This is a genomic window from Acidovorax sp. FG42, from assembly GCF_057809195.1.
Window position 1 is genome coordinate 14,227 of record NZ_JBMDJM010000028.1, and the last position, 20,648, is coordinate 34,874.

General features: G+C 62.7%; 20 protein-coding genes and 1 tRNA gene. 11 read left to right on the forward strand and 10 right to left on the reverse strand.

Annotated features, from left to right (window positions below; translation table 11 throughout):
* A complete protein-coding gene (def, locus tag ACODSM_RS21900) occupies positions 1–540 on the reverse strand; it encodes a peptide deformylase (protein ID WP_488806900.1) in 540 nt (179 codons plus the stop codon).
* Positions 541–696: 156 nt separating this feature from the next.
* On the opposite strand from def, the gene ACODSM_RS21905 reads away from it, so the two are divergent.
* From ACODSM_RS21905 to ACODSM_RS21920, 4 genes are all read left to right on the forward strand, one after another.
* Positions 697–772, forward strand: a tRNA-Asn gene (locus ACODSM_RS21905).
* Between the two features lie 106 nt (positions 773–878).
* Positions 879–1,637, forward strand: a complete 759-nt coding sequence (gene aat, locus ACODSM_RS21910) for a leucyl/phenylalanyl-tRNA--protein transferase (protein ID WP_488806901.1) — start codon at positions 879–881, stop codon at positions 1,635–1,637.
* Positions 1,634–2,392, forward strand: coding sequence for an arginyltransferase (locus ACODSM_RS21915; RefSeq protein ID WP_309823537.1), 759 nt, complete (start codon positions 1,634–1,636; stop codon positions 2,390–2,392). Before aat ends, ACODSM_RS21915 begins: the two co-directional genes overlap by 4 nt.
* Positions 2,393–2,448: 56 nt before the next feature.
* On the forward strand, positions 2,449–3,279 hold the full coding sequence (locus ACODSM_RS21920) for an IclR family transcriptional regulator (protein WP_488806902.1): 831 nt from the start codon (positions 2,449–2,451) through the stop codon (positions 3,277–3,279).
* 240 nt (positions 3,280–3,519) lie between these two features.
* On the opposite strand, the gene pbpG is transcribed toward ACODSM_RS21920, so the two are convergent.
* The 6 genes from pbpG to ACODSM_RS21950 form a co-directional block, all read right to left on the reverse strand.
* A complete protein-coding gene (gene pbpG / locus ACODSM_RS21925) occupies positions 3,520–4,596 on the reverse strand; it encodes a D-alanyl-D-alanine endopeptidase (protein WP_015013663.1) in 1,077 nt (358 codons plus the stop codon).
* Positions 4,597–4,711: 115 nt separating this feature from the next.
* Entirely contained in the window at positions 4,712–6,250 is a 1,539-nt protein-coding gene (locus ACODSM_RS21930) for a 2-isopropylmalate synthase (protein WP_488806903.1), read from the reverse strand.
* A gap of 210 nt (positions 6,251–6,460) precedes the next feature.
* A complete protein-coding gene (gene pssA / locus ACODSM_RS21935; RefSeq protein ID WP_015013661.1) occupies positions 6,461–7,294 on the reverse strand; it encodes a CDP-diacylglycerol--serine O-phosphatidyltransferase in 834 nt (277 codons plus the stop codon).
* 190 nt (positions 7,295–7,484) lie between these two features.
* Positions 7,485–8,501, reverse strand: a complete 1,017-nt coding sequence (gene ilvC, locus ACODSM_RS21940; RefSeq protein ID WP_015013660.1) for a ketol-acid reductoisomerase — start codon at positions 8,499–8,501, stop codon at positions 7,485–7,487.
* Positions 8,502–8,564: 63 nt separating this feature from the next.
* Positions 8,565–9,056: an acetolactate synthase small subunit gene (ilvN, locus tag ACODSM_RS21945; RefSeq protein ID WP_015013659.1), complete on the reverse strand. Its 492-nt coding sequence runs from the start codon at positions 9,054–9,056 to the stop codon at positions 8,565–8,567.
* A gap of 149 nt (positions 9,057–9,205) precedes the next feature.
* Positions 9,206–10,999, reverse strand: coding sequence for an acetolactate synthase 3 catalytic subunit (locus tag ACODSM_RS21950; RefSeq protein WP_110958999.1), 1,794 nt, complete (start codon positions 10,997–10,999; stop codon positions 9,206–9,208).
* A gap of 293 nt (positions 11,000–11,292) precedes the next feature.
* Here ACODSM_RS21950 and ACODSM_RS21955 point away from each other — a divergent pair, with 293 nt between their 5' ends.
* The 6 genes from ACODSM_RS21955 to ACODSM_RS21980 are packed head-to-tail and all read left to right on the forward strand — an operon-like array spanning position 11,293 to position 14,819.
* A complete protein-coding gene (locus ACODSM_RS21955; protein WP_015013657.1) occupies positions 11,293–11,862 on the forward strand; it encodes an RNA polymerase sigma factor in 570 nt (189 codons plus the stop codon).
* Positions 11,859–12,314, forward strand: coding sequence for a DUF3619 family protein (locus tag ACODSM_RS21960; RefSeq protein WP_488806904.1), 456 nt, complete (start codon positions 11,859–11,861; stop codon positions 12,312–12,314). The genes ACODSM_RS21955 and ACODSM_RS21960 overlap by 4 nt, the downstream gene beginning before the upstream one ends.
* Before the next feature lie 19 nt (positions 12,315–12,333).
* Positions 12,334–13,224 (forward strand): DUF3106 domain-containing protein, encoded by an 891-nt coding sequence (locus ACODSM_RS21965; protein ID WP_488806905.1) that lies wholly within the window; start codon positions 12,334–12,336, stop codon positions 13,222–13,224.
* Positions 13,225–13,263: 39 nt separating this feature from the next.
* Positions 13,264–13,818 (forward strand): RDD family protein, encoded by a 555-nt coding sequence (locus ACODSM_RS21970; RefSeq protein ID WP_295944111.1) that lies wholly within the window; start codon positions 13,264–13,266, stop codon positions 13,816–13,818.
* A gap of 4 nt (positions 13,819–13,822) precedes the next feature.
* Positions 13,823–14,233, forward strand: a complete 411-nt coding sequence (locus ACODSM_RS21975; RefSeq protein WP_295944110.1) for a diacylglycerol kinase — start codon at positions 13,823–13,825, stop codon at positions 14,231–14,233.
* On the forward strand, positions 14,226–14,819 hold the full coding sequence (locus ACODSM_RS21980; protein WP_015013652.1) for an LOG family protein: 594 nt from the start codon (positions 14,226–14,228) through the stop codon (positions 14,817–14,819). The genes ACODSM_RS21975 and ACODSM_RS21980 overlap by 8 nt, the downstream gene beginning before the upstream one ends.
* A gap of 148 nt (positions 14,820–14,967) precedes the next feature.
* Here the strand turns inward: ACODSM_RS21980 and ACODSM_RS21985 are convergent, their stop codons facing one another.
* Together ACODSM_RS21985 and ACODSM_RS21990 are read right to left on the reverse strand one after the other, a co-directional pair.
* Positions 14,968–15,306, reverse strand: coding sequence for a P-II family nitrogen regulator (locus ACODSM_RS21985; RefSeq protein ID WP_015013651.1), 339 nt, complete (start codon positions 15,304–15,306; stop codon positions 14,968–14,970).
* 54 nt (positions 15,307–15,360) lie between these two features.
* The gene (locus tag ACODSM_RS21990) at positions 15,361–17,019 is read right to left on the reverse strand and encodes an NAD+ synthase (RefSeq protein ID WP_488806906.1); all 1,659 of its coding nucleotides are present in this window, start codon (positions 17,017–17,019) and stop codon (positions 15,361–15,363) included.
* Between the two features lie 80 nt (positions 17,020–17,099).
* On the opposite strand from ACODSM_RS21990, the gene ACODSM_RS21995 reads away from it, so the two are divergent.
* On the forward strand, positions 17,100–18,362 hold the full coding sequence (locus ACODSM_RS21995; RefSeq protein ID WP_488806907.1) for a GNAT family N-acetyltransferase: 1,263 nt from the start codon (positions 17,100–17,102) through the stop codon (positions 18,360–18,362).
* A gap of 69 nt (positions 18,363–18,431) precedes the next feature.
* Here the strand turns inward: ACODSM_RS21995 and ACODSM_RS22000 are convergent, their stop codons facing one another.
* Positions 18,432–20,597, reverse strand: a complete 2,166-nt coding sequence (locus ACODSM_RS22000) for a methyl-accepting chemotaxis protein (RefSeq protein WP_488806908.1) — start codon at positions 20,595–20,597, stop codon at positions 18,432–18,434.
* Positions 20,598–20,648 lie beyond the last annotated feature (51 nt).

Below are 20,648 nucleotides of genomic sequence, written 5' to 3' on the forward strand. Positions count from 1 at the left end.
TCAGTCGTCCTCGTTGGCGCTGATCTCCGGGAACAGCACCTCGGTGAATCCGAACTGCGTGAAATCACGCACCCGCATGGGGTATAGCTTTCCGATCAGGTGATCACACTCATGTTGTACGACACGTGCATGAAAGCCGTCTACCGTGCGGTCAATGGGATCGCCATACAGGTCAAAGCCTGTGTAGCGGATGCGTGACCAGCGGGGCACCTTGCCACGCAAACCCGGCACGGAGAGGCACCCTTCCCAGTCTTCCTCCTCTTCTGTCCCCAGAGGCGTGATCACCGGGTTGAGCAGGACGGTGGGTGGCACCAGCGGCCGGTCCGGGTAACGCGGGTTGCGGTCGTTGGAGCCAAAGATGACCAGTTGCAGATCCACCCCGATCTGCGGTGCGGCCAGCCCCGCCCCATTCACCGACGCCATGGTTTCGAACATGTCGCGCACCAGCTGGTGCAATTCATCGGTATCGAATGCGGTCACTGGCTGGGCCACGCGCAGCAGGCGGGTGTCGCCCATTTTCAGGATGGTGTGGATGGTCATATCGTGAGGGAGTTGGATGCAACACAAGCCGCTCGCTGGGCAGGATACCGTTCAGCATAACGCGCAGTACGACTCCACGGCGCTGCACGGGCTTTTGAATGGACAGGGCTGTTTTTCGATTCGGGCCCAATTTTGTGTATATAATCTAAGTCTTGTTCCTCGATAGCTCAGTCGGTAGAGCGCCGGACTGTTAATCCGTAGGTCCCTGGTTCGAGCCCAGGTCGAGGAGCCAATCAAAAAAGCCCTGCACTTCCAAAGTGCGGGGCTTTTTTTTCGCCATCCCTGCCGCGGCGTGGCAAACGCTGCATGCCAGACAATGGTGGCTTTGCGCACCCAGCATGCCCCCGCAACTGCCCTGGCTCGAACCCCACGCCCCCTTTCCCGCACCGACCCTTGCGTGGGGGGAAGGCGATCCCGCGCCGGGCCTGCTGGCAGCAGGCGGCGCGCTGGATGTGGTCAGCCTGTGCGCTGCATATGCACAAGGCACGTTTCCCTGGTATGGCCCCGGGCAGCCTATCCTGTGGTGGGCACCTGATCCTCGCATGGTGCTGCCAGTGGCTGAGTTCAGGTTGCGCCGCTCGCTGAGCAAAAAGCTGCAGGCATTTCGCAGACAGGCGGCGCACTGCGAAATCCGCATCGACAGCGCGTTCCGGGACGTCATCACCGCCTGCTCCACCAAGGAACGCGAAGGCCAGGCTGGCACCTGGATCGTTCCGGAGATGGTCGAGGCCTACACCGAACTGCATCTGGCAGGCCATGCCCACAGCGTGGAAACCTGGGTTGATGGGCAACTCGTCGGGGGCCTGTACTGCGTGGCGCTGGGTCGCGCGGTGTTCGGAGAGTCCATGTTTGCACATGAAACCGACGCCTCCAAGATCGCCCTGTCGGCCCTGGTCTGCCTGTGCCGCCGTCATGGCATCACCCTGATTGACTGCCAGCAAAACACGCAGCACCTGGCCTCCCTGGGCGGACGGGAGATACCCCGGGCCGATTTCCTGCGGCATGTGGACAGCGCGCGACAGCAGCCCCCCGTCACCTGGCAATTTGAGCCCGTATACTGGGACGAGCTGCTGCCACCCAAGACCGATCCGGCATGACGCAACTCAACGACCTTCCGCTGCAAACCCTGCAGTTTTACGCGACAGCGCCCTACCCCTGCAGTTACCTGCCGGACCGGCAGGCACGGTCGCAGGTCGCCACCCCCAGCCACCTGATCCAGAGCGACCTTTACTCCGATCTGGTCGCCAAGGGGTTTCGCCGCAGCGGCATGTTCACGTATCGCCCCTATTGCGATGGCTGCCAGGCCTGCACCCCGCTGCGGGTTCTTGTCAACGAGTTCAAGCCCGACCGCAGCCAACGGCGCGCTGCTGCGCGCCACGGCCAACTGCAGGCCCGGGTGTTGCGGCTGTGTTTTGTGCCCGAGCACTACCAGCTGTACCTGCGCTACCAGAACGGCCGCCACGCGGGCGGCGGCATGGACCATGACAGCATCGACCAATACACGCAATTTCTGCTGCAAAGCAGGGTGAACTCCAGGTTGGTGGAATTTCGCGAGACCGACGCGTCCGGCGAACCCGGCGCGCTCAAGATGGTTTCCATCCTCGATGTGCTCGATGACGGCCTGTCTGCCGTGTACACGTTCTACGAGCCTGAACCCCATTGCAGCTATGGCACCTACAACGTCATGTGGCAGATCGCGCAAGCCCATTCACTGGGGCTGCCCCATGTGTACCTGGGTTACTGGATCGAAACCAGCCCCAAGATGAGCTACAAGGCACGCTTCCTGCCCCATGAAATCCGCACCGACGGGGCCTGGCGCCGGGTCCCAGGCGCCGCGCAAGCGAGCCCCTGAACACGCGTTCACATTTCACAAGATAAAATGCAGCGGCCTTCGCACCATTGCCGCTCATGAAAAAAACCGATCCCAGCATCTCTCCCAAACCCAGCGTTCAGGTGCTTGAGCGCATGTTCACACTGATCGACGTTCTGGCCTCCCGGGAAGAAGCGATTTCCCTCAAGGAGATCAGCGAAAAAACCGGGCTGCATCCCTCCACCACCCACCGCATTCTCAACGACCTGACCATCGGCCGTTTTGTTGACCGCCCCGAATCAGGCAGCTACCGATTGGGCATGCGACTGCTGGAGCTGGGCAATCTGGTGAAGGCACGTCTGAGCGTTCGTGATGCGGCGCTCACCCCCATGCGCGCGCTGCACAAACTGATCCAGCAGCCCGTGAACCTGAGCATGCGCCAGGGCGATGAGATTGTGTATGTGGAGCGGGCCTACAGCGAGCGGTCGGGTATGCAGGTGGTGCGCGCCATTGGCGGCAGAGCGCCTCTGCACCTGACCTCGACAGGCAAGCTCTTCCTTGCGCTGGATGACCCCCAGCGCGTCCGCGCCTATGCCACCCGTACCGGTCTGGCAGGCCACACCCGCAACAGCATCACGCAGCTTCCGTTGCTGGAGCGAGAACTGGCCAAGGCCCGCCAGTACGGTATTGCTCGCGACAACGAAGAGCTGGAGTTGGGCGTGCGCTGTATGGCCGCCGGCGTGTATGACGACCAAGGCAAACTGGTTGCAGGCCTCTCCATTTCGGCCCCTGCGGATCGTCTGGATGAAGGCTGGCTGCCCAAACTGCAGGCTACAGCGAATGAGATTTCGCTCGCCTTGGGCTATACACCACCGAGTATCGAAGCCAGTCACACCCCAGTCACCAGCCAACGTACCGAATTGCGCTGACGCCCCAATCAGGGCTAGGCAACGCCGTTCTGAGCGAGGCATCGGGAATATATTGATGCAACCGGTTCAATAGCCAGTGCCGTCTGGCCGTCACGACTACGCGCCCTCGCACCAACGAGGCTCACACAATCCCGGCCTCCAACTGCCCGGATAAGCGCCTACCCACCAAGGACTCGCAAACGCAAAATAAAAACGCCTGACAGAACAAGCCTGTCAGGCGTATGCCGTGCATTCAGCAGATCAGCCGTTGGTGCTGCGTGCTGCCTGCAAAGGGGCTGCCAGCGCCGGGTTGGATTCCACCCAACGACGAACCCGCTCAGCATCACCCAGTCGGCTGAACTTACCCGCAGAGTCGAGGAACACCATGATCAACTTGCGCCCTGCCACTTGGGCCTGCATCACCAGGCAACGGCCCGCCTCGGAGATATAGCCGGTCTTTTGCAGGCCGATATCCCAGGTGGGGTTCTTCACGAGTCCGTTGGTGTTGTTGTACTGCAGCGTCTTGTGCCCCACGGCCACCTCAAAGCCGGGCGATGTTGACAGTTCGCGCAGCAAGGGGTCTCCGTGCGCCACGCCCACCAGCGTCGCAAGGTCGCGGGCACTGGACTGGTTGCGGCTGGACAGGCCGGTGGGCTCGACGTAGTGGGTGTCGTTCATTCCCAGCGACTTGGCCTTGGCGTTCATCAGGGCCACAAAAACGTCCAGGCCACCCGGGTAGGTGCGGCCCAGCGCATGGGCGGCGCGGTTCTCACTGGACATCAGCGCCAGGTGCAGCATTTCGCCACGTGTGAGCGTCGTGCCCACTGTCAGGCGAGACCGGCTCCCCTTTTCGGTATCCACATCATCCTGGGTGATCGTGACAGGCTCATCCATGGGCAACTTGGCCTGGGAGATCAACATACCCGTCATGAGCTTGGTCAACGACGCAATCGGAAGCACCGCCTGATCGTTCTTGCGCAGCAAGACCTCGTGCGTATCTTGGTCTACCACCAAGGCCACGCTGGACTTGAGATCCAGCGGGTCATTGACTTCATGCAAGCCCGCCATCTGACCAAAAGAAGGCTTGGCAGGCACATACGCTACCTTGGTGGGTGCTTTGGCTGTGCGGGCGGCGACACGGGTAGGCTTGACGCTGGCAGCCACCTTGCGCTGTGCGACAGTACGCTTGGCGCTGGCTGCACTGACCTGCTGCTTTTTGGTCCCTTGTTTTTTGACATCTGCCGCGTGCGCGGCAGGCGAAATGAGGGCAGCGCTCACGAGCGCGAAACCCACCCACTGGAAAAATCGATTCACTGCAGCGTTGCGGCGATGGTGCATCAAAGTGCTCCAAACGGTAAGAATTATGGGGCAGTGTACAGAATCAAAAAAAGTCGCGCAAGATCAATACCTTGCGCGACTTTCCGAGAAAGTGAGTGAATTATAAAGAGATCATTCAGCCTTGTGCGGCCACGCGATCTGCTTTACTTTGTAACTTGTTCAAAGCACTGAGATAGGCCTTCGCCGATGCCACGACGATGTCCGGATCGGCGCCCACCCCGTTCACGACACGCCCGCTGTTCTGCAACCGCACAGTGACCTCGCCCTGGCTCTCGGTGGAGCCACTGATCGCGTTGACGGAATACAGCACCATCTCGGCACCGCTCTTCACGTGCGATTCGATGGCCTTGAGCGAGGCATCAACCGGGCCGTTGCCCTCCGCCTCGCCGCGCACCTCTTGCCCATCCACCGTGAACACGATGCGCGCACGCGGCTGCTCGCCGGTTTCGCTTTGCTGGAACAACGAGACAAAGCCGTATTGCTCCTTCTCAGCCGTCACGCTCTCGTCGCTGACCAGCGCGAGGATGTCCTCGTCAAAAATCTCGCTCTTGCGGTCGGCCAGCTCCTTGAACTTGGCAAAAGCCACATTGATCTCGGTTTCGCTGTCGAGCTGCACGCCCAGCTCCTGCAGGCGCTGCTTGAAAGCGTTGCGGCCGCTGAGCTTGCCCAGCACGATCTTGTTGGCACTCCAACCCACGTCTTCGGCGCGCATGATTTCGTAGGTGTCGCGGGCCTTGAGCACGCCGTCCTGGTGGATGCCGCTGGCATGCGCGAACGCATTGGCACCCACCACAGCTTTGTTGGGCTGCACCACGAAACCGGTGGTCTGGCTGACCATGCGGCTGGCGGCCACGATGTGCTGGGTGTCGATGCCGAGGTCCAGGCCGAAATAATCGCGCCGGGTTTTGACCGCCATCACCACCTCTTCGAGCGAGCAGTTGCCGGCGCGCTCGCCCAGGCCGTTGATGGTGCACTCGATCTGGCGGGCACCGCCGATCTTCACGCCAGCCAGCGAGTTGGCCACCGCCATGCCCAGGTCGTTGTGGCAATGCACCGACCAGATGGCCTTGTCGCTGTTGGGAATGCGTTCGCGCAGCGTCTTGATGAAGTTGCCGTACAGTTCGGGCACGGCATAGCCCACGGTGTCGGGCACGTTGATGGTGGTGGCGCCTTCGGCGATCACCGCTTCGAGCACGCGGCAGAGGAAGTCTGGGTCGCTGCGGTAGCCGTCTTCGGGGCTGAACTCGATGTCTGCAACAAGATTACGGGCAAAGCGCACGGATTGTTTGGCCTGCTCCAGCACCTGCTCCGGCGTCATGCGCAGCTTCTTCTCCATATGCAGTGCGCTGGTGGCAATGAACGTGTGAATGCGCGCGCTGTTGGCACCTTTGAGCGCTTCGGCCGCCCGCGAGATGTCGCGGTCGTTGGCGCGCGAGAGCGAGCAGATAGTCGAGTCCTTGATGGCGTTGGCAATGACCTGCACCGCCTCGAAATCACCGTTGGAGCTGGCGGCAAAGCCAGCCTCGATCACATCCACCTTAAGACGCTCCAGCTGGCGCGCAATGCGCAGCTTTTCGTCTTTGGTCATCGAGGCGCCGGGGGACTGCTCGCCATCGCGCAAGGTGGTATCGAAAATGATCAGTTTGTCAGCCATGTTGTTCTCCTGGTATCGGTGGGGGGGACCCGCAACGTCAAAAATCTGGCGCCCAAAACAAAAGGCCCGTTGCGGGTGCATACGGGCCTTTGTGGAAAAAGTGTGCGCGTGCGCCTACTGTCTCCGCCCGTGGGGAGGTAGCAGTAGAGCCAGTGCAAACTTGTTCATGCAACGCAATGTAGCACAACTGCGCGGCAGCGGAGGCGATGGTCACTTGTGCAACCCGCGCTCGTCGGGCTCATCGGTCGAGGTGCTGATCACGCTGCTGTGCTGGCCCTTGGCCTTGCGCCAGGCATACACGGCGTAACCAGACAGCCCATAAAAAACAAACACGCCAAATAGCACGACGGGGGGATGGATATTGATGACGGCAATGCCTAGCGCTATGAGCACGATGGCTGCAAAGGGCACGCTCTTTTTCATTTGCACGTCCTTGAAGCTGTAGAACGGCACATTGGTCACCATGGTGAGTCCCGCATACAACGTGAAGGCAAACATGATCCATGTCACCTGACTCCAGGTCAGCCAATGGTCTTCGCCTGGACGCACGCCCAGCTCGGTCATCAACCAGATGAACCCCGCCACCAGAGCCGCAGCCGCCGGCGAAGGCAACCCCTGAAAGTAGCGCTTGTCCACCACGCCAGTGTTCACGTTGAAGCGAGCCAAGCGAAGCGCTGCACACGCACAGTACACAAAAGCGGCAATCCAGCCCCAGCGGCCCAGGCCCTGAAGTGACCACTCATAAGCAATCAGGGCCGGCGCAGCGCCAAAAGACACCATGTCCGACAGTGAATCCATCTGCTCGCCAAATGCACTCTGTGTGTTGGTCATGCGGGCCACGCGGCCGTCAAGGCTGTCGAGCACCATGGCGCAGAAAACGCCTACGGCCGCTTGGTCAAAGCGGCCATTCATCGCCATGACGATGGAATAAAAGCCACCAAATAGAGCCGCCAGCGTGAACAGGTTGGGAAGGATGTAGATGCCTTTGCGCCTTTTGCGCACCATCACACCGGGGTTCTCGGTGGACTCATTGCCGTCATGCATCAAACAGACCTCCAGTGCCCACGCAAATTACGTAAGCAGCTATTAAATTTATAGTGTTAAGCCATCCGCTGCGGGGAAGCAGGCCGTCCAGCGCGCAAAAGGCAAAGGCCGCAGTGTAGCGCCTGCGCATGGGCCGCCTGGCAACGAAAAAGGCCACCGAAGTGGCCTTGGGATGCTTCGCTCGGAAGTATCAGTTGCGGGTCTGGTCGACCAGCTTGTTCTTGGCGATCCAGGGCATCATGGCGCGCAGCTGGCTTCCCACCTTTTCGATGCTGTGGTCGGCCGTGTTGCGGCGGCGGGCCGTCATCGATGGGTAGTTCAGGCGACCTTCCTGGATGAACATCTTGGCGTAGTCGCCGTTCTGGATGCGCTTCAGGGCATTGCGCATGGCGGCGCGCGACTGCTCGTTGATCACTTCAGGGCCGGTCACGTACTCGCCGTACTCGGCGTTGTTCGAGATCGAGTAGTTCATGTTGGCAATGCCGCCTTCGTAGATCAGGTCCACGATGAGCTTGAGCTCGTGCAGGCACTCGAAGTAGGCCATTTCAGGAGCGTAGCCAGCTTCGACCAGGGTTTCGTAACCCATCTTGATCAACTCGACGGCACCGCCACACAGCACGGCCTGTTCGCCGAACAGGTCGGTCTCGGTTTCTTCCTTGAAGTTGGTCTCGATGATGCCGGCCTTGCCGCCGCCGTTGGCAGCTGCGTAGCTCAAGGCCAGGTCACGGGCCTTGCCGGACTTATCCTGGTGCACAGCGACCAGGTGGGGCACGCCGCCGCCTTGGGTGTAGGTGTTGCGCACGGTGTGGCCTGGGGCCTTGGGGGCCACCATCCACACGTCCAGGTCAGCGCGGGGCACGACCTGGTTGTAGTGCACGTTGAAGCCATGGGCAAAGGCCAGCGAGGCGCCTTGCTTGATGTTGGGTTCGACGTTGTTCTTGTAGACGGCTGCGATGTCTTCATCGGGCAGCAGGATCATGACCACGTCAGCGGCCTTCACGGCGTCGTTGACTTCCATCACCGTCAGGCCAGCCTTGCCAACCTTGTCCCACGATGCACCGCCCTTGCGCAGGCCGACCACAACCTTCACGCCGCTGTCGTTCAGGTTTTGTGCGTGGGCATGGCCCTGCGAGCCGTAGCCGATGATGGCCACGGTCTTGCCCTTGATCAGGCTCAGGTCGGTGTCTTTGTCGTAGAAAACTTTCATGGGTCGCTCCGGTTGAAATGCGTTGTTGGGGGTTGAAATGGGGAAAAAACGGGGTGAATTGTCTTACACGCGCAGAATGCGCTCGCCACGGCCGATGCCGCTGGCGCCTGTGCGGACAGTTTCGAGGATGGCGGTGCGGTCAATGGCCTGCAGGAAGGCGTCGTTCTTGGACTGGTCGCCCGTCAGCTCGATGGTGTAGCTCTTCTCGGTCACGTCGATGATGCGGCCACGGAAGATGTCGGCCATGCGCTTCATCTCCTCGCGCTCCTTGCCCACCGCGCGTACCTTCACCATCATGAGCTCGCGCTCGGTGTAGGCGCCTTCGGTGAGATCGACCACCTTGACGACCTCAATGAGGCGGTTCAGGTGCTTGGTGATCTGTTCGATCACATCGTCGGAGCCTGTGGTCTGGATGGTCATGCGCGACAGCGATGCATCCTCGGTGGGCGCCACGGTGAGCGACTCGATGTTGTAGCCACGGGCCGAGAACAGGCCCACGACGCGGGAAAGAGCACCAGGCTCGTTTTCCAGCAAGACAGCAATGATGTGTTTCATGGTGAAGAGATTCCTCTTTTCGCTGCCCTCCCCCGTGCACGGTAATGCACAGGCTTGGCAGGCAATAGATTCGTCAAAAAATGAATGCTATCTATTTGATAGCTGAAAGCGCTTTATGGACAAGCGCCAGAGGCCGATTTGATGCTGAATTAAAGGTCTTCCGACCCCAGCAGCATTTCGGTGATGCCCTTGCCGGCCTGCACCATCGGGAACACGTTCTCGGTGGGGTCGGTACGGAAGTCCATGAACACCGTGCGGTCCTTGAGCTTGCGGGCCTCGCGCAGCGCCGGCTCCACGTCTTGAGGACGCTCGATCAGCATGCCCACGTGGCCATAAGCCTCGGCCAGCTTCACGAAGTTGGGCAACGCATCCATGTAGCTGTGGCTGTAGCGGCCGGAGTATTCAATCTCCTGCCACTGGCGCACCATGCCCAGGTAGCGGTTGTTGAGCGAGCAGATCTTGATAGGCGTGTTGTACTGCAGGCAGGTGGACAGTTCCTGGATGTTCATCTGCACCGAGCCTTCGCCGGTGATACAGAACACTTCGGACTGCGGCTTGGCCAGCTTGATGCCCATGGCGTAAGGAATACCCACACCCATGGTGCCCAGGCCACCGGAGTTGATCCAGCGACGGGGTTCGTCAAAACGGTAGTACTGCGCCGCCCACATCTGGTGCTGGCCCACGTCGGATGTGATGTAGGTATCACCATCCTTGGTCATGTTCCACAGCGTTTCGACCACGTACTGGGGCTTGATCACGTCGCCGCTGCCCATGCTGTACTTCAGGCATTCACGCTTGCGCCAGCCCTCGATGGTGTCCCACCAAGCAGCCAGGGCACCGGCGTCGGGGCGGGTGCTGCTCTCGCGGATCATGGAGATCAGCTCGGTGAGCACATCCTTCACGTCACCGACGATCGGGATGTCCACCTTCACACGCTTGGAGATGCTCGATGGATCGATATCAACGTGGATGATCTTGCGGTCGTTCTGTGCGAAGTGCTTAGGATTACCGATCACGCGGTCGTCAAACCGGGCACCCACAGCCAGTAGCACGTCGCAGTTCTGCATGGCGTTGTTGGCTTCGATGGTGCCGTGCATGCCCAGCATGCCCAGGAACTTGCGGTCGCTGGCCGGATAGGCTCCGAGGCCCATCAGCGTGTTGGTGACGGGGTAACCCAGCATGTCCACCAGCGTACGCAGCTCGTTGGTGGCATTGCCCAGCAACACACCGCCACCGGTGTAAATATAGGGGCGCTTGGCCGCCAGCAGTAGCTGCAGGGCCTTGCGGATCTGGCCACCGTGGCCTTTGCGCACAGGGTTGTAGGAGCGCATTTCCACCGTCTGGGGGTAGCCGGTGTATGGCACTTTCTTGAACGACACGTCCTTGGGCACGTCCACCACCACAGGGCCAGGGCGGCCAGTGCGTGCGATGTGGAAGGCCTTCTTCATCGTCGCGGCCAGATCGCGCGGGTCCTTGACGAGGAAGTTGTGCTTGACGATGGGACGGGTGATGCCGACCGTGTCGCACTCCTGGAAGGCATCCAGCCCGATCGCGGGCGTGGGCACCTGGCCAGAGATGATCACCATGGGGATCGAATCCATGTACGCGGTGGCGATGCCGGTCACGGCATTGGTCAGACCGGGGCCAGATGTCACCAGCGCTACGCCCACCTCGCCTGTGGCTCGGGCATAGCCGTCCGCAGCATGCACGGCCGCCTGTTCGTGGCGCACCAGCACGTGCTGGATGGTGTCTTGCTTGTACAGCGCGTCGTAGATGTACAGGACCGCACCGCCGGGGTAGCCCCAGATGTACTGGACGTTCTCGGCCTGAAGCGACTTGATGAGGATCTCGGCACCCATGAGGTCCTGAGATGCGGAAGCGGGGGATGCGTTGCCCTGCGAAGCAGCGGCTGCTGAAGAGATTTCAGCTTTGGAGATTTCCATGATCGATCAACCTTTGTGAATTTCTCTGACGAAAAACCTTGGGTGCCCCTCGCACGCGCTCTTGTGAAGCCAGCTTGGGACTTGAGGCCAAGGACATGGGCGGGATGATTGCCGCGCCGGACCGTGACCCGTTTGCCTTTTGAATTGCAACCTCAATTATCGCACTGCAACACACACAAAATGCAGCGCCGCCGAAAAAAACTCCGGCGGGTGCGATAATCAGTGGTTTTACGGCGCCATGCAGTTGCAAAACTGCGGACTTTTGCGTCGATCTCCTCCCGGGCTGACCCGTCTTGGCAACCGAACAAGAACTCTCCGATTTCCTCAAAAGCGTAGAAAAGCGCGCATTCAAGCGCTCGGTCTACCACGTTCGCAACGAGGAAGCGGCGCTGGACATTGTGCAAGACAGCATGCTCAAGCTGGCTGAGCACTACGGCGACAAGCCGGCAAGCGAATTGCCCATGCTGTTCCAGCGGATTCTTTCCAACTGCACCCTGGACTGGTTCCGGCGCCAGAAGACGCGCAATGCACTGTTTTCGAGCATGAGCGACTTCGAGGGCCCGGGCGAAGATGGCACGGATTTTGATCTACTCGAAGCGTATTCAGGAACAGAGGACGGGGACAAGGCCGAAAGCGCGGAAGACCTGACCCGTCGCGCCCAGATATTCCAGGGCATTGAGGAAGAAATTGCCGAATTGCCTCCGCGTCAACGGGAAGCGTTCCTGATGCGTTACTGGGAGGAAATGGACGTCGCAGAGACAGCCGCCGCCATGGGCTGCTCTGAAGGCAGTGTCAAAACCCACTGTTTTCGCGCCATACAAACCCTCAGCAAGGCACTGAAGGCCAAAGGAATCGAGCCATGAATAACACTGCACAGACACCATCGACCCAAGCTGAAGCAGCCGCAGAGCGCTTCGCGCTGCGCGTCACGGCCCGACTGTCCAGCGGGACCGAGGCTCTGCCTTACGACATTTCTGAGCGGCTGCGTGCCTCGCGCATGCAGGCCTTGGCCAAACGCAAGGTCACCGTGCCGGTGCGCCGTACGGCGCCGGCTGCCGTAGTGGTCAACACAGGCAGCACCGCCACCCTGGGGCGTGGCGGCGAAGGCGGTGGCTGGTGGAATGCCCTGGTTTCGGCTGTTCCGCTGCTGGCCTTGGTGGTGGGCCTGGTGGTCATCAACATTGCCCAGGACGAACGCGCCGCCAATGACGTGGCCGAAGTCGATGCCGCGTTGCTGACCGACGACCTGCCGCCTGCCGCCTACTCGGACCCAGGCTTCGTACAATTCCTCAAGACTTCCGCGCAGTCGAACTGACTGCCTGACTCTGGACTGCATGCACCCAAGCCCCACCGAAGCCCCCTCCACGCTGCCAGCCTTTGTGCTGGCATTGGCGCTTCTGGGCGCCTTCACCGCGGGTGGCTGGCAGGCATGGGTGCAGATGCGAATGGCTCCGAGCACTGTGCTGCAGGCGGGCGCCGAGGCTGCTGTGGCCCGCCCCAACAATGCCCGTGCGGACTTATCTGCCGTCAACATGCCTCCCGCCACCGAATCGGGACCGGGCTGGGGCACGCTCAACACAGCACAAAAGCTGGCGCTGTATCCGCTGGCAGAGCGCTGGGCGCTGATCAGCGAAGCCCAAAAACGCCGCTGGCTCGATCTGGCCACCAACTACCCCAACCTTTCGGAAGAGGAACAGCGCAAGTTCCATGACCGCATCACCGACTGGGCGAGCCTGAGTGCCCAGCAACGCAACCAGGCGCGCCTGAACTACGCCGTCACCAAACGCCTGGCCGGCGATGACAAGCGAGCCCAGTGGGAGGCCTACCAGGCACTGTCGGACGAAGAGCGTAAGGCCCTGGCTTCCAAAGCAGCCCCCAACCCGCATGGTGCAGCTCCCGCCCTGCGCCCGGTGTCTCCCAAGAAGCTGGTGCAGGTGCCAGCCGCCACCCAGGCCAGCCCTGACCGGCCGAACGCGCCCAAGATTCCACCGGTCGTAGACCATTCGCCCCGCGTTGCAGCGCCCGTGCCTGCACCAGCAACCGTTGCTGCCCCGGCACCCCCAGCGCCAGCGGCCTCCACAGCCGGGGTGGAAACGGCCCCCGTGGCGATCCCCAGCGCGGTGCCTGCTGCGCTCCCCCCTCTGGGTAGCAGCGGCACGGAAGGCGCCAGCTCGCCAACGCCTCCCCCGGTGACCCCTGACACCTCCGGCCTGTATCCTCAGTAGGTTTGCAACCTGCCCCCGGCCCGACGGGCCTGACCTGGAATGTCCGCTTCTCCCCCTCCCCTCACGCCGCAAGCGGCGGCCCCCGCCTCCTTCGGCACCACCCTCGCGGGCGCCCCTACGCCCAATCTGTGGCGGCGCATGGCTTGCTGGCTGTATGAAGGCATGCTCATGTTTGGTGTGGTTTTCATTGCGGGCTACCTGTTCGGCACGTTGAGCCAAACCCGGAACGCGATGGACAACCGCCACGCGCTGCAGGCCTTTCTGTTCGTGGTGTTCGGCATTTATTTCACCTGGTTCTGGGCCAAAGGACAGACCCTGGCGCAGAAAACCTGGCACATCCGCGTCGTCGGCACCGCCGGTCAACCCATCAGCCAGCCGCGTGCCTTGCTGCGCTATGTCTTGAGCTGGCTGTGGTTTTTGCCGCCTCTGGCGGCGATTGCACCGTTTTCGCTGTCGGGCGGTGAGTCTGCGGTGATCGTGCTGGGCTGGGTGGCCATCTGGGCGCTGCTCAGCCGCTTCCACCCCACTCGGCAGTTCTGGCACGACGCGCTGGCTGGCACTCGTCTGGTGCACTACGAAATCCCCAAAAAATAAGCGCATGCAACCCTCTTCTCCCCCATCCGCAGCCCCTGCCAACCCTCAGAAGGCCCGCACGGGCCTCAACCGCATCTGGCATGCCGCGGGCTATTCCCTGGAAGGGCTGCGGGCCGGCTGGAACGAGAAAGCCTTCCGCCAGGAGGCCATCGGGGCCATGGTGCTGCTGCCGCTGTCGCTCTGGCTGGGCCGCAACTGGATGGAAGTGGCCCTGCTGGCGGGCTCCGTGGTCATCGTGATGATTGTGGAACTGCTCAACACCGGCATCGAAACCGCCATCGACCGCATCGGGCCCGAGTGGCATGACCTGTCCAAGCGTGCCAAGGACATGGGCAGTGCGGCAGTTTTGCTGGCTTTGCTGCTGTGCATCGGCATCTGGGCCGCCGCGTTATTTCAGAGGTTTTTCCATGGCTGAACCCGCTTTTTCTGTGTGCGTGTACTGCGGCTCGCGCCCCGGTGACAACCCGGCCTATACCCAGGTTGCGCAAGCGGTGGGCCAGTGGATTGGTGCGCACCACGGGCAACTGGTGTACGGCGGCGGTCGCAGCGGCCTGATGGGCACCGTGGCCGAAGCCACGCGGTTGGCGGGTGGCCGGGTGGTGGGTGTGATCCCGCAGGCGCTGGTGGACAAGGAACTGGCCAACCGACAGTGCGACGAGCTGCACATCGTGCAGACCATGCACGAGCGCAAGGCCATGATGGCCGAGCGCAGCGACGCCTTCCTGGCCCTGCCCGGGGGCATCGGCACGTTTGAAGAACTGTTTGAAGTGTGGACCTGGCGCCAGCTGGGCTACCACGACAAGCCGCTGGGCTTGCTGAACGTGGCGGGCTACTACGACGGCCTGTTGGGCTTTCTGCAGACCAGCGTGGCCAGTGGCTTCATGGGCGAGTGGCAGATGGGCCTGCTGCACTCTGGCAGTGACGCCAGCGAGCTGCTGCAATCCCTGGTGGAACAGGCCGGCACCAATGCCCGCCAGATCCCGCTGCGCTCAGTGATCTGACTGACCGCCAGGCGCTGGCTTGTGCTGGCGCGCCCCACGCCAGCGAATGCAGCTCATGGGCGGCACCGCTGTACAGGCGATGCCTCTTCCTGGATGGCGCCCCCTATGGAAAGGTGGAACGCGCCAAGCGGCTCAGAGGGTGACCACCTCAGACCGCAGCGTCATCCAGATCGCCCGTGCGGATGCGCACCGTGCGCTCCACAGCGGTCACAAAAATCTTGCCGTCACCGATCTTGCCCGTGCGCGCCACGTTCACGATGGCGTCCACGCAGCGGTCCACATCCTCGGACTTCACGACAACCTCGACTTTCACCTTGGGCAGAAAGTCCACCACGTATTCCGCGCCACGGTACAGCTCGGTGTGGCCCTTCTGGCGGCCAAAACCCTTCACTTCGGTGACCGTGAGGCCGGTCACGCCGCATTCGGCCAGGGCTTCGCGGACTTCTTCGAGCTTGAAGGGCTTGATGACGGCGGTGATCATTTTCATGGCGGGTCTCCTGGAGGATGTAAAAAAGGGGGCTGAAGGCACGGCGCGAACGCGTCACGCCCTGAATTTGCTGGTGATAGGGTAACGCCAGTCCTTGCCGAAGCTGCGGCGCGTGACGCGAATCCCTACGGGAGCCTGGCGGCGTTTGTACTCGTTGAGCTTGATGAGCCGTGTCACGCGCTCCACATCGGCGCGCTCAAAGCCGCTGGCAATGATGGATTCGATGGGCTCATCGTTCTCCATGTAGCGGGCCACGATAGCGTCCAGCACCTCGTAGGGCGGCAGGCTGTCCTGGTCTTTCTGGTCGGGCCGCAGCTCAGCGCTGGGGGGGCGCGTGATGATGCGCTCGGGAATGGGATTGGCGCCTGTGCCATACGGGTCGTTGGCATTGCGCCAGCGGGCCAAGTCGAACACCCGGGTTTTGGCCACGTCCTTGATCACCGCAAAACCGCCGGCCATGTCGCCGTACAGCGTGCAGTAGCCGGTGGACATTTCGCTCTTGTTGCCCGTGGTCAGCACGATGGCGCCGAACTTGTTGGACAGCGCCATCAGCAGCGTGCCCCGGATGCGCGCCTGCAGGTTTTCTTCGGTGGTGTCTTCAGGCAAACCGGCAAACTCGGTGGCCAAAGCGGCCTTGAAGGCCTCGAACTGCGGCTTGATGGAGATCTCGTCGTAGCGCACGCCCATGCGCGTGGCCATGTCGCGCGCGTCGATCCAGCTGATGTCGGCGGTGTAAGGCGACGGCATCATCACCGTGCGGACCTTGTCGGCACCGAGCGCGTCTACCGCAATCGCCAGCACCAGCGCCGAGTCAATGCCACCCGACAGCCCCAGCAACGCGCCAGGGAAGCCGTTCTTGCCCACGTAGTCGCGCACGCCCAGCACCAGGGCGTCCCACAGGTCGGCCTCCAGCGTGCGCTCGGGGGCCACCTCTGCTGTAATTTTGATAGCGCCTTGGGCAGGTTCCACTAGCGCATAGACCAGTTTTTCCACAAAAGCAGGCGCCCGGCCCGCCACCGAACCGTCGGCCGCCAGCGCAAACGACCGGCCTTCGAACACCACCTCATCCTGCCCACCCACCAGGTGGGCGTAGACCAGCGGCAGGCCCGTCTCGACCACACGGGCGCGCATCGTGGCCTCGCGCTCCGTGCCCTTGCCCAGGTGGAAAGGCGACGCATTAATGACCGCCAGCAGCTGCGCCCCGGCAGCGGCCGTGTCGCGCGCGGGGGTGGCAAACCAGGCGTCTTCGCACACCAGCACGCCCACCTTCACGCCCTCCACCTCGAACACGCAGGGCTTGCTGCCCGGCACAAAGTAGCGCCGCTCATCAAACACCTGGTAGTTGGGCAGCTCGCGCTTGGCGTAGGTCTGCTCGATCTTGCCGTCGCGCACCACGCTGGCGGCGTTGAAGCACACGCTGAAGGCCTGCGCGCCAGGGGCCATGGCCTGCGGGTGGCCCAGCACGATAGCGAGGCCTTTCAACCCCGCAGTCTCGCGGGCCACGGTTTTCACGGCATCATCGCAAGCCGCAATGAAGGCGGGGCGCAGGAACAGGTCTTCGGCCGCATAGCCGCAAATGGCCAGCTCCGGCGTCAGCAGCAGCCGGGCGCCCTGGGCATAGGCTTCGCGGGCTGCCGCAATGATCTTTTGGGCGTTGCCGGGCATGTCGCCCACAACAAAGTTGAGCTGCGCAGTGCAAATGGAGAGCGTCATGAAACTGGAATCGGCCCCTGCGGCCGGGTTGAATACCGCCGTTGCAGGCCCGCCATCAAGGGAGCATCACAGGGGCCTGCATGGCTGAAGCTGACATTATCGCCCGCGTGCTCCCCTCCGCGCTGGACGTGGACGCTGCGGCCTGGAACCGCCTGCTGGCGCAGCAAAGCCACCCCACGCCCTTCATGCGGCATGAATACCTGGCGGCGCTGGAAAGCAGCGGCAGCGCCACGCCCCGCACCGGATGGACGCCCCGCTTCATGACGCTGTGGCAAGGCGACACCCTGGTGGCCGCCTGCCCGCTGTACCTCAAAAGCCATTCGTATGGCGAATACGTCTTCGACTGGGCCTGGGCCAGCGCCTATGAGCAGCATGGCGTGCCCTACTATCCCAAGGCCGTCATCGCCGTGCCCTTCACCCCTGTGCCCGGCAGCCGCCTGCTGGCGCGCGATGCTGCTACACGGGCCCTGCTGGTGCAGGCGGTGTGCCAGTGGTGCGAGCAAGAAGACGTGTCGTCCGTGCACGTGCTGTTTGCCAGCGATGACGATGTGCAGACCAGCGTGCAGCAAGACCTGATGCTGCGGCACACCGTGCAATTTCATTGGAAGAACGAGCCACCCACACTGGCTGCTGCGCAAGGGGAGGCGGCCACGGCTGGGCAGCCCCCGCGCTACCGGAACTTTGACCACTTTCTGGCCAGCCTGTCGCAGGACAAGCGCAAAAAGATCCGCCAGGAGCGCCGCCGCGTGGCCGATGCGGGGGTGACCTTCCGCTGGTCGCTTGGGGCCGACATCAGCACTGCAGACTGGGACTTTTTCTACCGCTGCTACGAGCGCACCTACCTGGAGCACGGCAACCCACCCTACCTCACGCGCGACTTCTTTGCCCGCATGGCCGCGCACATGCCGGAGGCCTGGCTGCTGTTTGTGGGAGAGCGGGACGGGCGGCCTATTGCTAGCAGTTTGATAGCTATCGGCGCATATGAATCTGGCGCTACAGGCCCAAATGACTCTGATTCACGCTCTGAACCAGGCACCGGACTGGTGGCCTATGGCCGCTACTGGGGAGCCCTGGAGCGTGTGGACTGTCTGCATTTCGAGGCCTGTTACTACCAGCCGCTGCAGTGGTGCATCGCCCACGGCGCCGTGCGGTTTGAGGGAGGCGCCCAGGGCGAACACAAGATGGCCCGCGCCCTGCTGCCCGTGCAGGCCACCAGCGCGCACTGGCTGGCGCACCCGGCGTTTGCAGAGGCGGTACAGCGTTTTCTGGACCGCGAAGGGGCCGGGGTGGAGAACTACCTGGAGTCCCTGCACCAGCGCCTGCCGTTCAAGCAAGCGCCGTAAGAACCTGTTCAAAGGCTTCGCCACACGCCCCTTGCCCGCACAGCGCATGGGGCGGCGCGGCTCAACGGCTCAGAACGATTCCCAATCGTCGTCCCCCGCAGCACTTGTGACCTTGGGGCGCGGCGCACTGGCCAGGGCCGCAGGCTGCGCAGGCCGGGGCGCCGCCGCCTGGGACGAGCCCGCCAGGCGCACCTTCAGTTCCTTGGCCAGCTGGATCACCGCCGTGGCGACCTTTTGCGAAGCGCGGGAGAACGCGGTGTCGTTGGCGAGCTGCTTTTCTGCGTGGTCATAGGCACCCTGGTTGATCATGCGCGCCACCTTGCCCGCCTCTTCGTGGAACTGGCGGTGTGCGTCCAGCAGGTTCACAAAAGACGGCTTGCCACCGTATTGCGAGCTGCCAGCGCCATGCAGCCATTGGCCCAGTTCGCAGCAGTCGTCGCGGCCCACGATGTCCGCATCCAGTCGCTCCTTCTGGGTGACGGCGGTGCGCAACTTGGCGCGCCAGTTGGCGTGTGCCTGGATGGCAGTGTCCAGGTTGATGCCCAGCGCAGCGCCCGCGTTGCCCGCAGGAGCAGCGCCAAGAGCGCGCTGGGACGGCAGCGGTGCATAGGCCGGTGCGGTGCCCACGCGCGCCGCTGGAGCAAATGACGCACGCTGCGGGCTAGCGCTGGCTGCCGACGTTGCCACTGCACCCTGGGCGCCCAGCTTGAAGAACGCCACCGTGCTCACCAGGTCCTGCGCCTGGGTGTTGAGGCTGCTGGCGGCTGCGGCCATTTCCTCCACCAGGGCGGCGTTCTGCTGGGTGACCTGGTCCATCTGCGTGACGGCCTCGCCCACCTGGGCCACGCCCTGGCTTTGTTCGGAGCTGGCGGCGCTGATCTCGCCCATCAGGTCCGTCACCCGCTTGATGGCGCCCACCACCTCGGTCATCGTTGCCCCGGCCTGATCGACCAGTGTGGTGCCCGCAGTCACGCGCTCCACGCTGTCGTTGATCAGGGCCTTGATCTGCTTGGCTGCGTCGGCCGAGCGGCCCGCCAGGCTGCGCACCTCGGACGCCACCACCGCAAAGCCCCGGCCCTGCTCGCCCGCACGCGCTGCTTCGACGGCCGCGTTCAGCGCAAGGATGTTGGTCTGGAAGGCAATGCCATCGATCACGCCGATGATGTCGGCGATCTTGCTGCTGCTGTCGTGGATGCCCTTCATGGTGTCCACCACCTGGCTCACCACCTCGCCACCCTGCACGGCCACGGTGGACGCACTTTGCGCGAGCTGGTTGGCCTGCCGGGCGTTGTCGGCGTTCTGGCGCACGGTCGAATTGAGCTGCTCCATGGATGCCGCCGTTTCCTGCAGTGCGCTGGCCTGCTGCTCGGTGCGCGCGCTCAGGTCGTTGTTGCCTTGGGCGATCTCGGACGATGCCGTGGCCACGTTCTCGGAGCCCGAGCGCACATGCCCCACGATGCGCGACAGGTTCTGCTGCATCTCGTTCAGCGACCGCAGCAGGTGCGCCATCTCATTGCGGCTTTCACCCAGATCAGGAATGTGGACCGACAGGTTGCCATGGCTGATTTCGTCGGCCGCGTGCACAGCCCGCTGCACCGGCCCCACGATGGAGCGCGTGGTCCACAGCGCGAACAAGGCCCCCAGCACCAGCGATGCCACCGCAGCCAGCGCCAGCACCCATTGGCTGGTCACCGCGTCCTGGAGGATGGCGCCTTCAAAGTCATCGAGCTGCTTGTGCGTGTTGTCTGCCACATCGGCCAGCGATTGCAGGTAGGCGGTGGCCAGCGGCTTGAGGTCGCTGTCCACCAGCGCAAACACATCCTCGCCCGCCTTCTTGCGGTCCAGCAGCTTGGCGCGGGCATCCACATAGGCCTTGCGGGTGACAGCCACGCGCTCCATCAGCGCCTTTTCGGTCGGGTCGTCCACCAGCGCTTCCAGCTTTTTCTGCGCCTCGCTGGCACGCTGCGACGTGGCGGCCATGTCGGCCGTCAGCGACTGGATGTAGCCCGCGTCCGTGGCCTTGAGCGATGCCGACGCCCGCACCCAGTTCAGGTCAATGGCGGCCTTCCATTCCTGCGCGAGTGCGTTGCGCTCCATCTCGACAGTGGCGATGCGGCTGCTGGCCTCCTTGAGTACAGCCAGCCGCCACACGCCGGTGGCAGCAATGGCGGCGGTGATCAACAGGATGAGGCCAAAGGCCAGGCTCAGGCGTGCTCCGATTTTGAGGTTGTTCATGGACTCTTTCGTGGGACTTGTAGGTTTTTGCCAGCCGTTTGGGCCATGTCG

What these genes read in the sequence shown, in the direction of transcription:
- ACODSM_RS21995 (WP_488806907.1), top strand. Translation starts at nt 17,100, where the DNA reads ATGGCTGAAGCTGACATTATCGCCCGCGTGCTCCCCTCCGCGCTGGAC.
- ilvN (WP_015013659.1), bottom strand. Translation starts at nt 9,056, where the DNA reads ATGAAACACATCATTGCTGTCTTGCTGGAAAACGAGCCTGGTGCTCTT.
- ACODSM_RS21915 (WP_309823537.1), top strand. Translation starts at nt 1,634, where the DNA reads ATGACGCAACTCAACGACCTTCCGCTGCAAACCCTGCAGTTTTACGCG.
- ACODSM_RS21965 (WP_488806905.1), top strand. Translation starts at nt 12,334, where the DNA reads ATGCACCCAAGCCCCACCGAAGCCCCCTCCACGCTGCCAGCCTTTGTG.
- ACODSM_RS21970 (WP_295944111.1), top strand. Translation starts at nt 13,264, where the DNA reads ATGTCCGCTTCTCCCCCTCCCCTCACGCCGCAAGCGGCGGCCCCCGCC.
- ACODSM_RS21990 (WP_488806906.1), bottom strand. Translation starts at nt 17,019, where the DNA reads ATGACGCTCTCCATTTGCACTGCGCAGCTCAACTTTGTTGTGGGCGAC.
- ACODSM_RS21975 (WP_295944110.1), top strand. Translation starts at nt 13,823, where the DNA reads ATGCAACCCTCTTCTCCCCCATCCGCAGCCCCTGCCAACCCTCAGAAG.
- pssA (WP_015013661.1), bottom strand. Translation starts at nt 7,294, where the DNA reads ATGCATGACGGCAATGAGTCCACCGAGAACCCCGGTGTGATGGTGCGC.
- ilvC (WP_015013660.1), bottom strand. Translation starts at nt 8,501, where the DNA reads ATGAAAGTTTTCTACGACAAAGACACCGACCTGAGCCTGATCAAGGGC.
- def (WP_488806900.1), bottom strand. Translation starts at nt 540, where the DNA reads ATGACCATCCACACCATCCTGAAAATGGGCGACACCCGCCTGCTGCGC.
- ACODSM_RS21920 (WP_488806902.1), top strand. Translation starts at nt 2,449, where the DNA reads ATGAAAAAAACCGATCCCAGCATCTCTCCCAAACCCAGCGTTCAGGTG.
- aat (WP_488806901.1), top strand. Translation starts at nt 879, where the DNA reads ATGCCCCCGCAACTGCCCTGGCTCGAACCCCACGCCCCCTTTCCCGCA.
- ACODSM_RS22000 (WP_488806908.1), bottom strand. Translation starts at nt 20,597, where the DNA reads ATGAACAACCTCAAAATCGGAGCACGCCTGAGCCTGGCCTTTGGCCTC.
- ACODSM_RS21985 (WP_015013651.1), bottom strand. Translation starts at nt 15,306, where the DNA reads ATGAAAATGATCACCGCCGTCATCAAGCCCTTCAAGCTCGAAGAAGTC.
- pbpG (WP_015013663.1), bottom strand. Translation starts at nt 4,596, where the DNA reads ATGCACCATCGCCGCAACGCTGCAGTGAATCGATTTTTCCAGTGGGTG.
- ACODSM_RS21960 (WP_488806904.1), top strand. Translation starts at nt 11,859, where the DNA reads ATGAATAACACTGCACAGACACCATCGACCCAAGCTGAAGCAGCCGCA.
- ACODSM_RS21930 (WP_488806903.1), bottom strand. Translation starts at nt 6,250, where the DNA reads ATGGCTGACAAACTGATCATTTTCGATACCACCTTGCGCGATGGCGAG.
- ACODSM_RS21950 (WP_110958999.1), bottom strand. Translation starts at nt 10,999, where the DNA reads ATGGAAATCTCCAAAGCTGAAATCTCTTCAGCAGCCGCTGCTTCGCAG.
- ACODSM_RS21980 (WP_015013652.1), top strand. Translation starts at nt 14,226, where the DNA reads ATGGCTGAACCCGCTTTTTCTGTGTGCGTGTACTGCGGCTCGCGCCCC.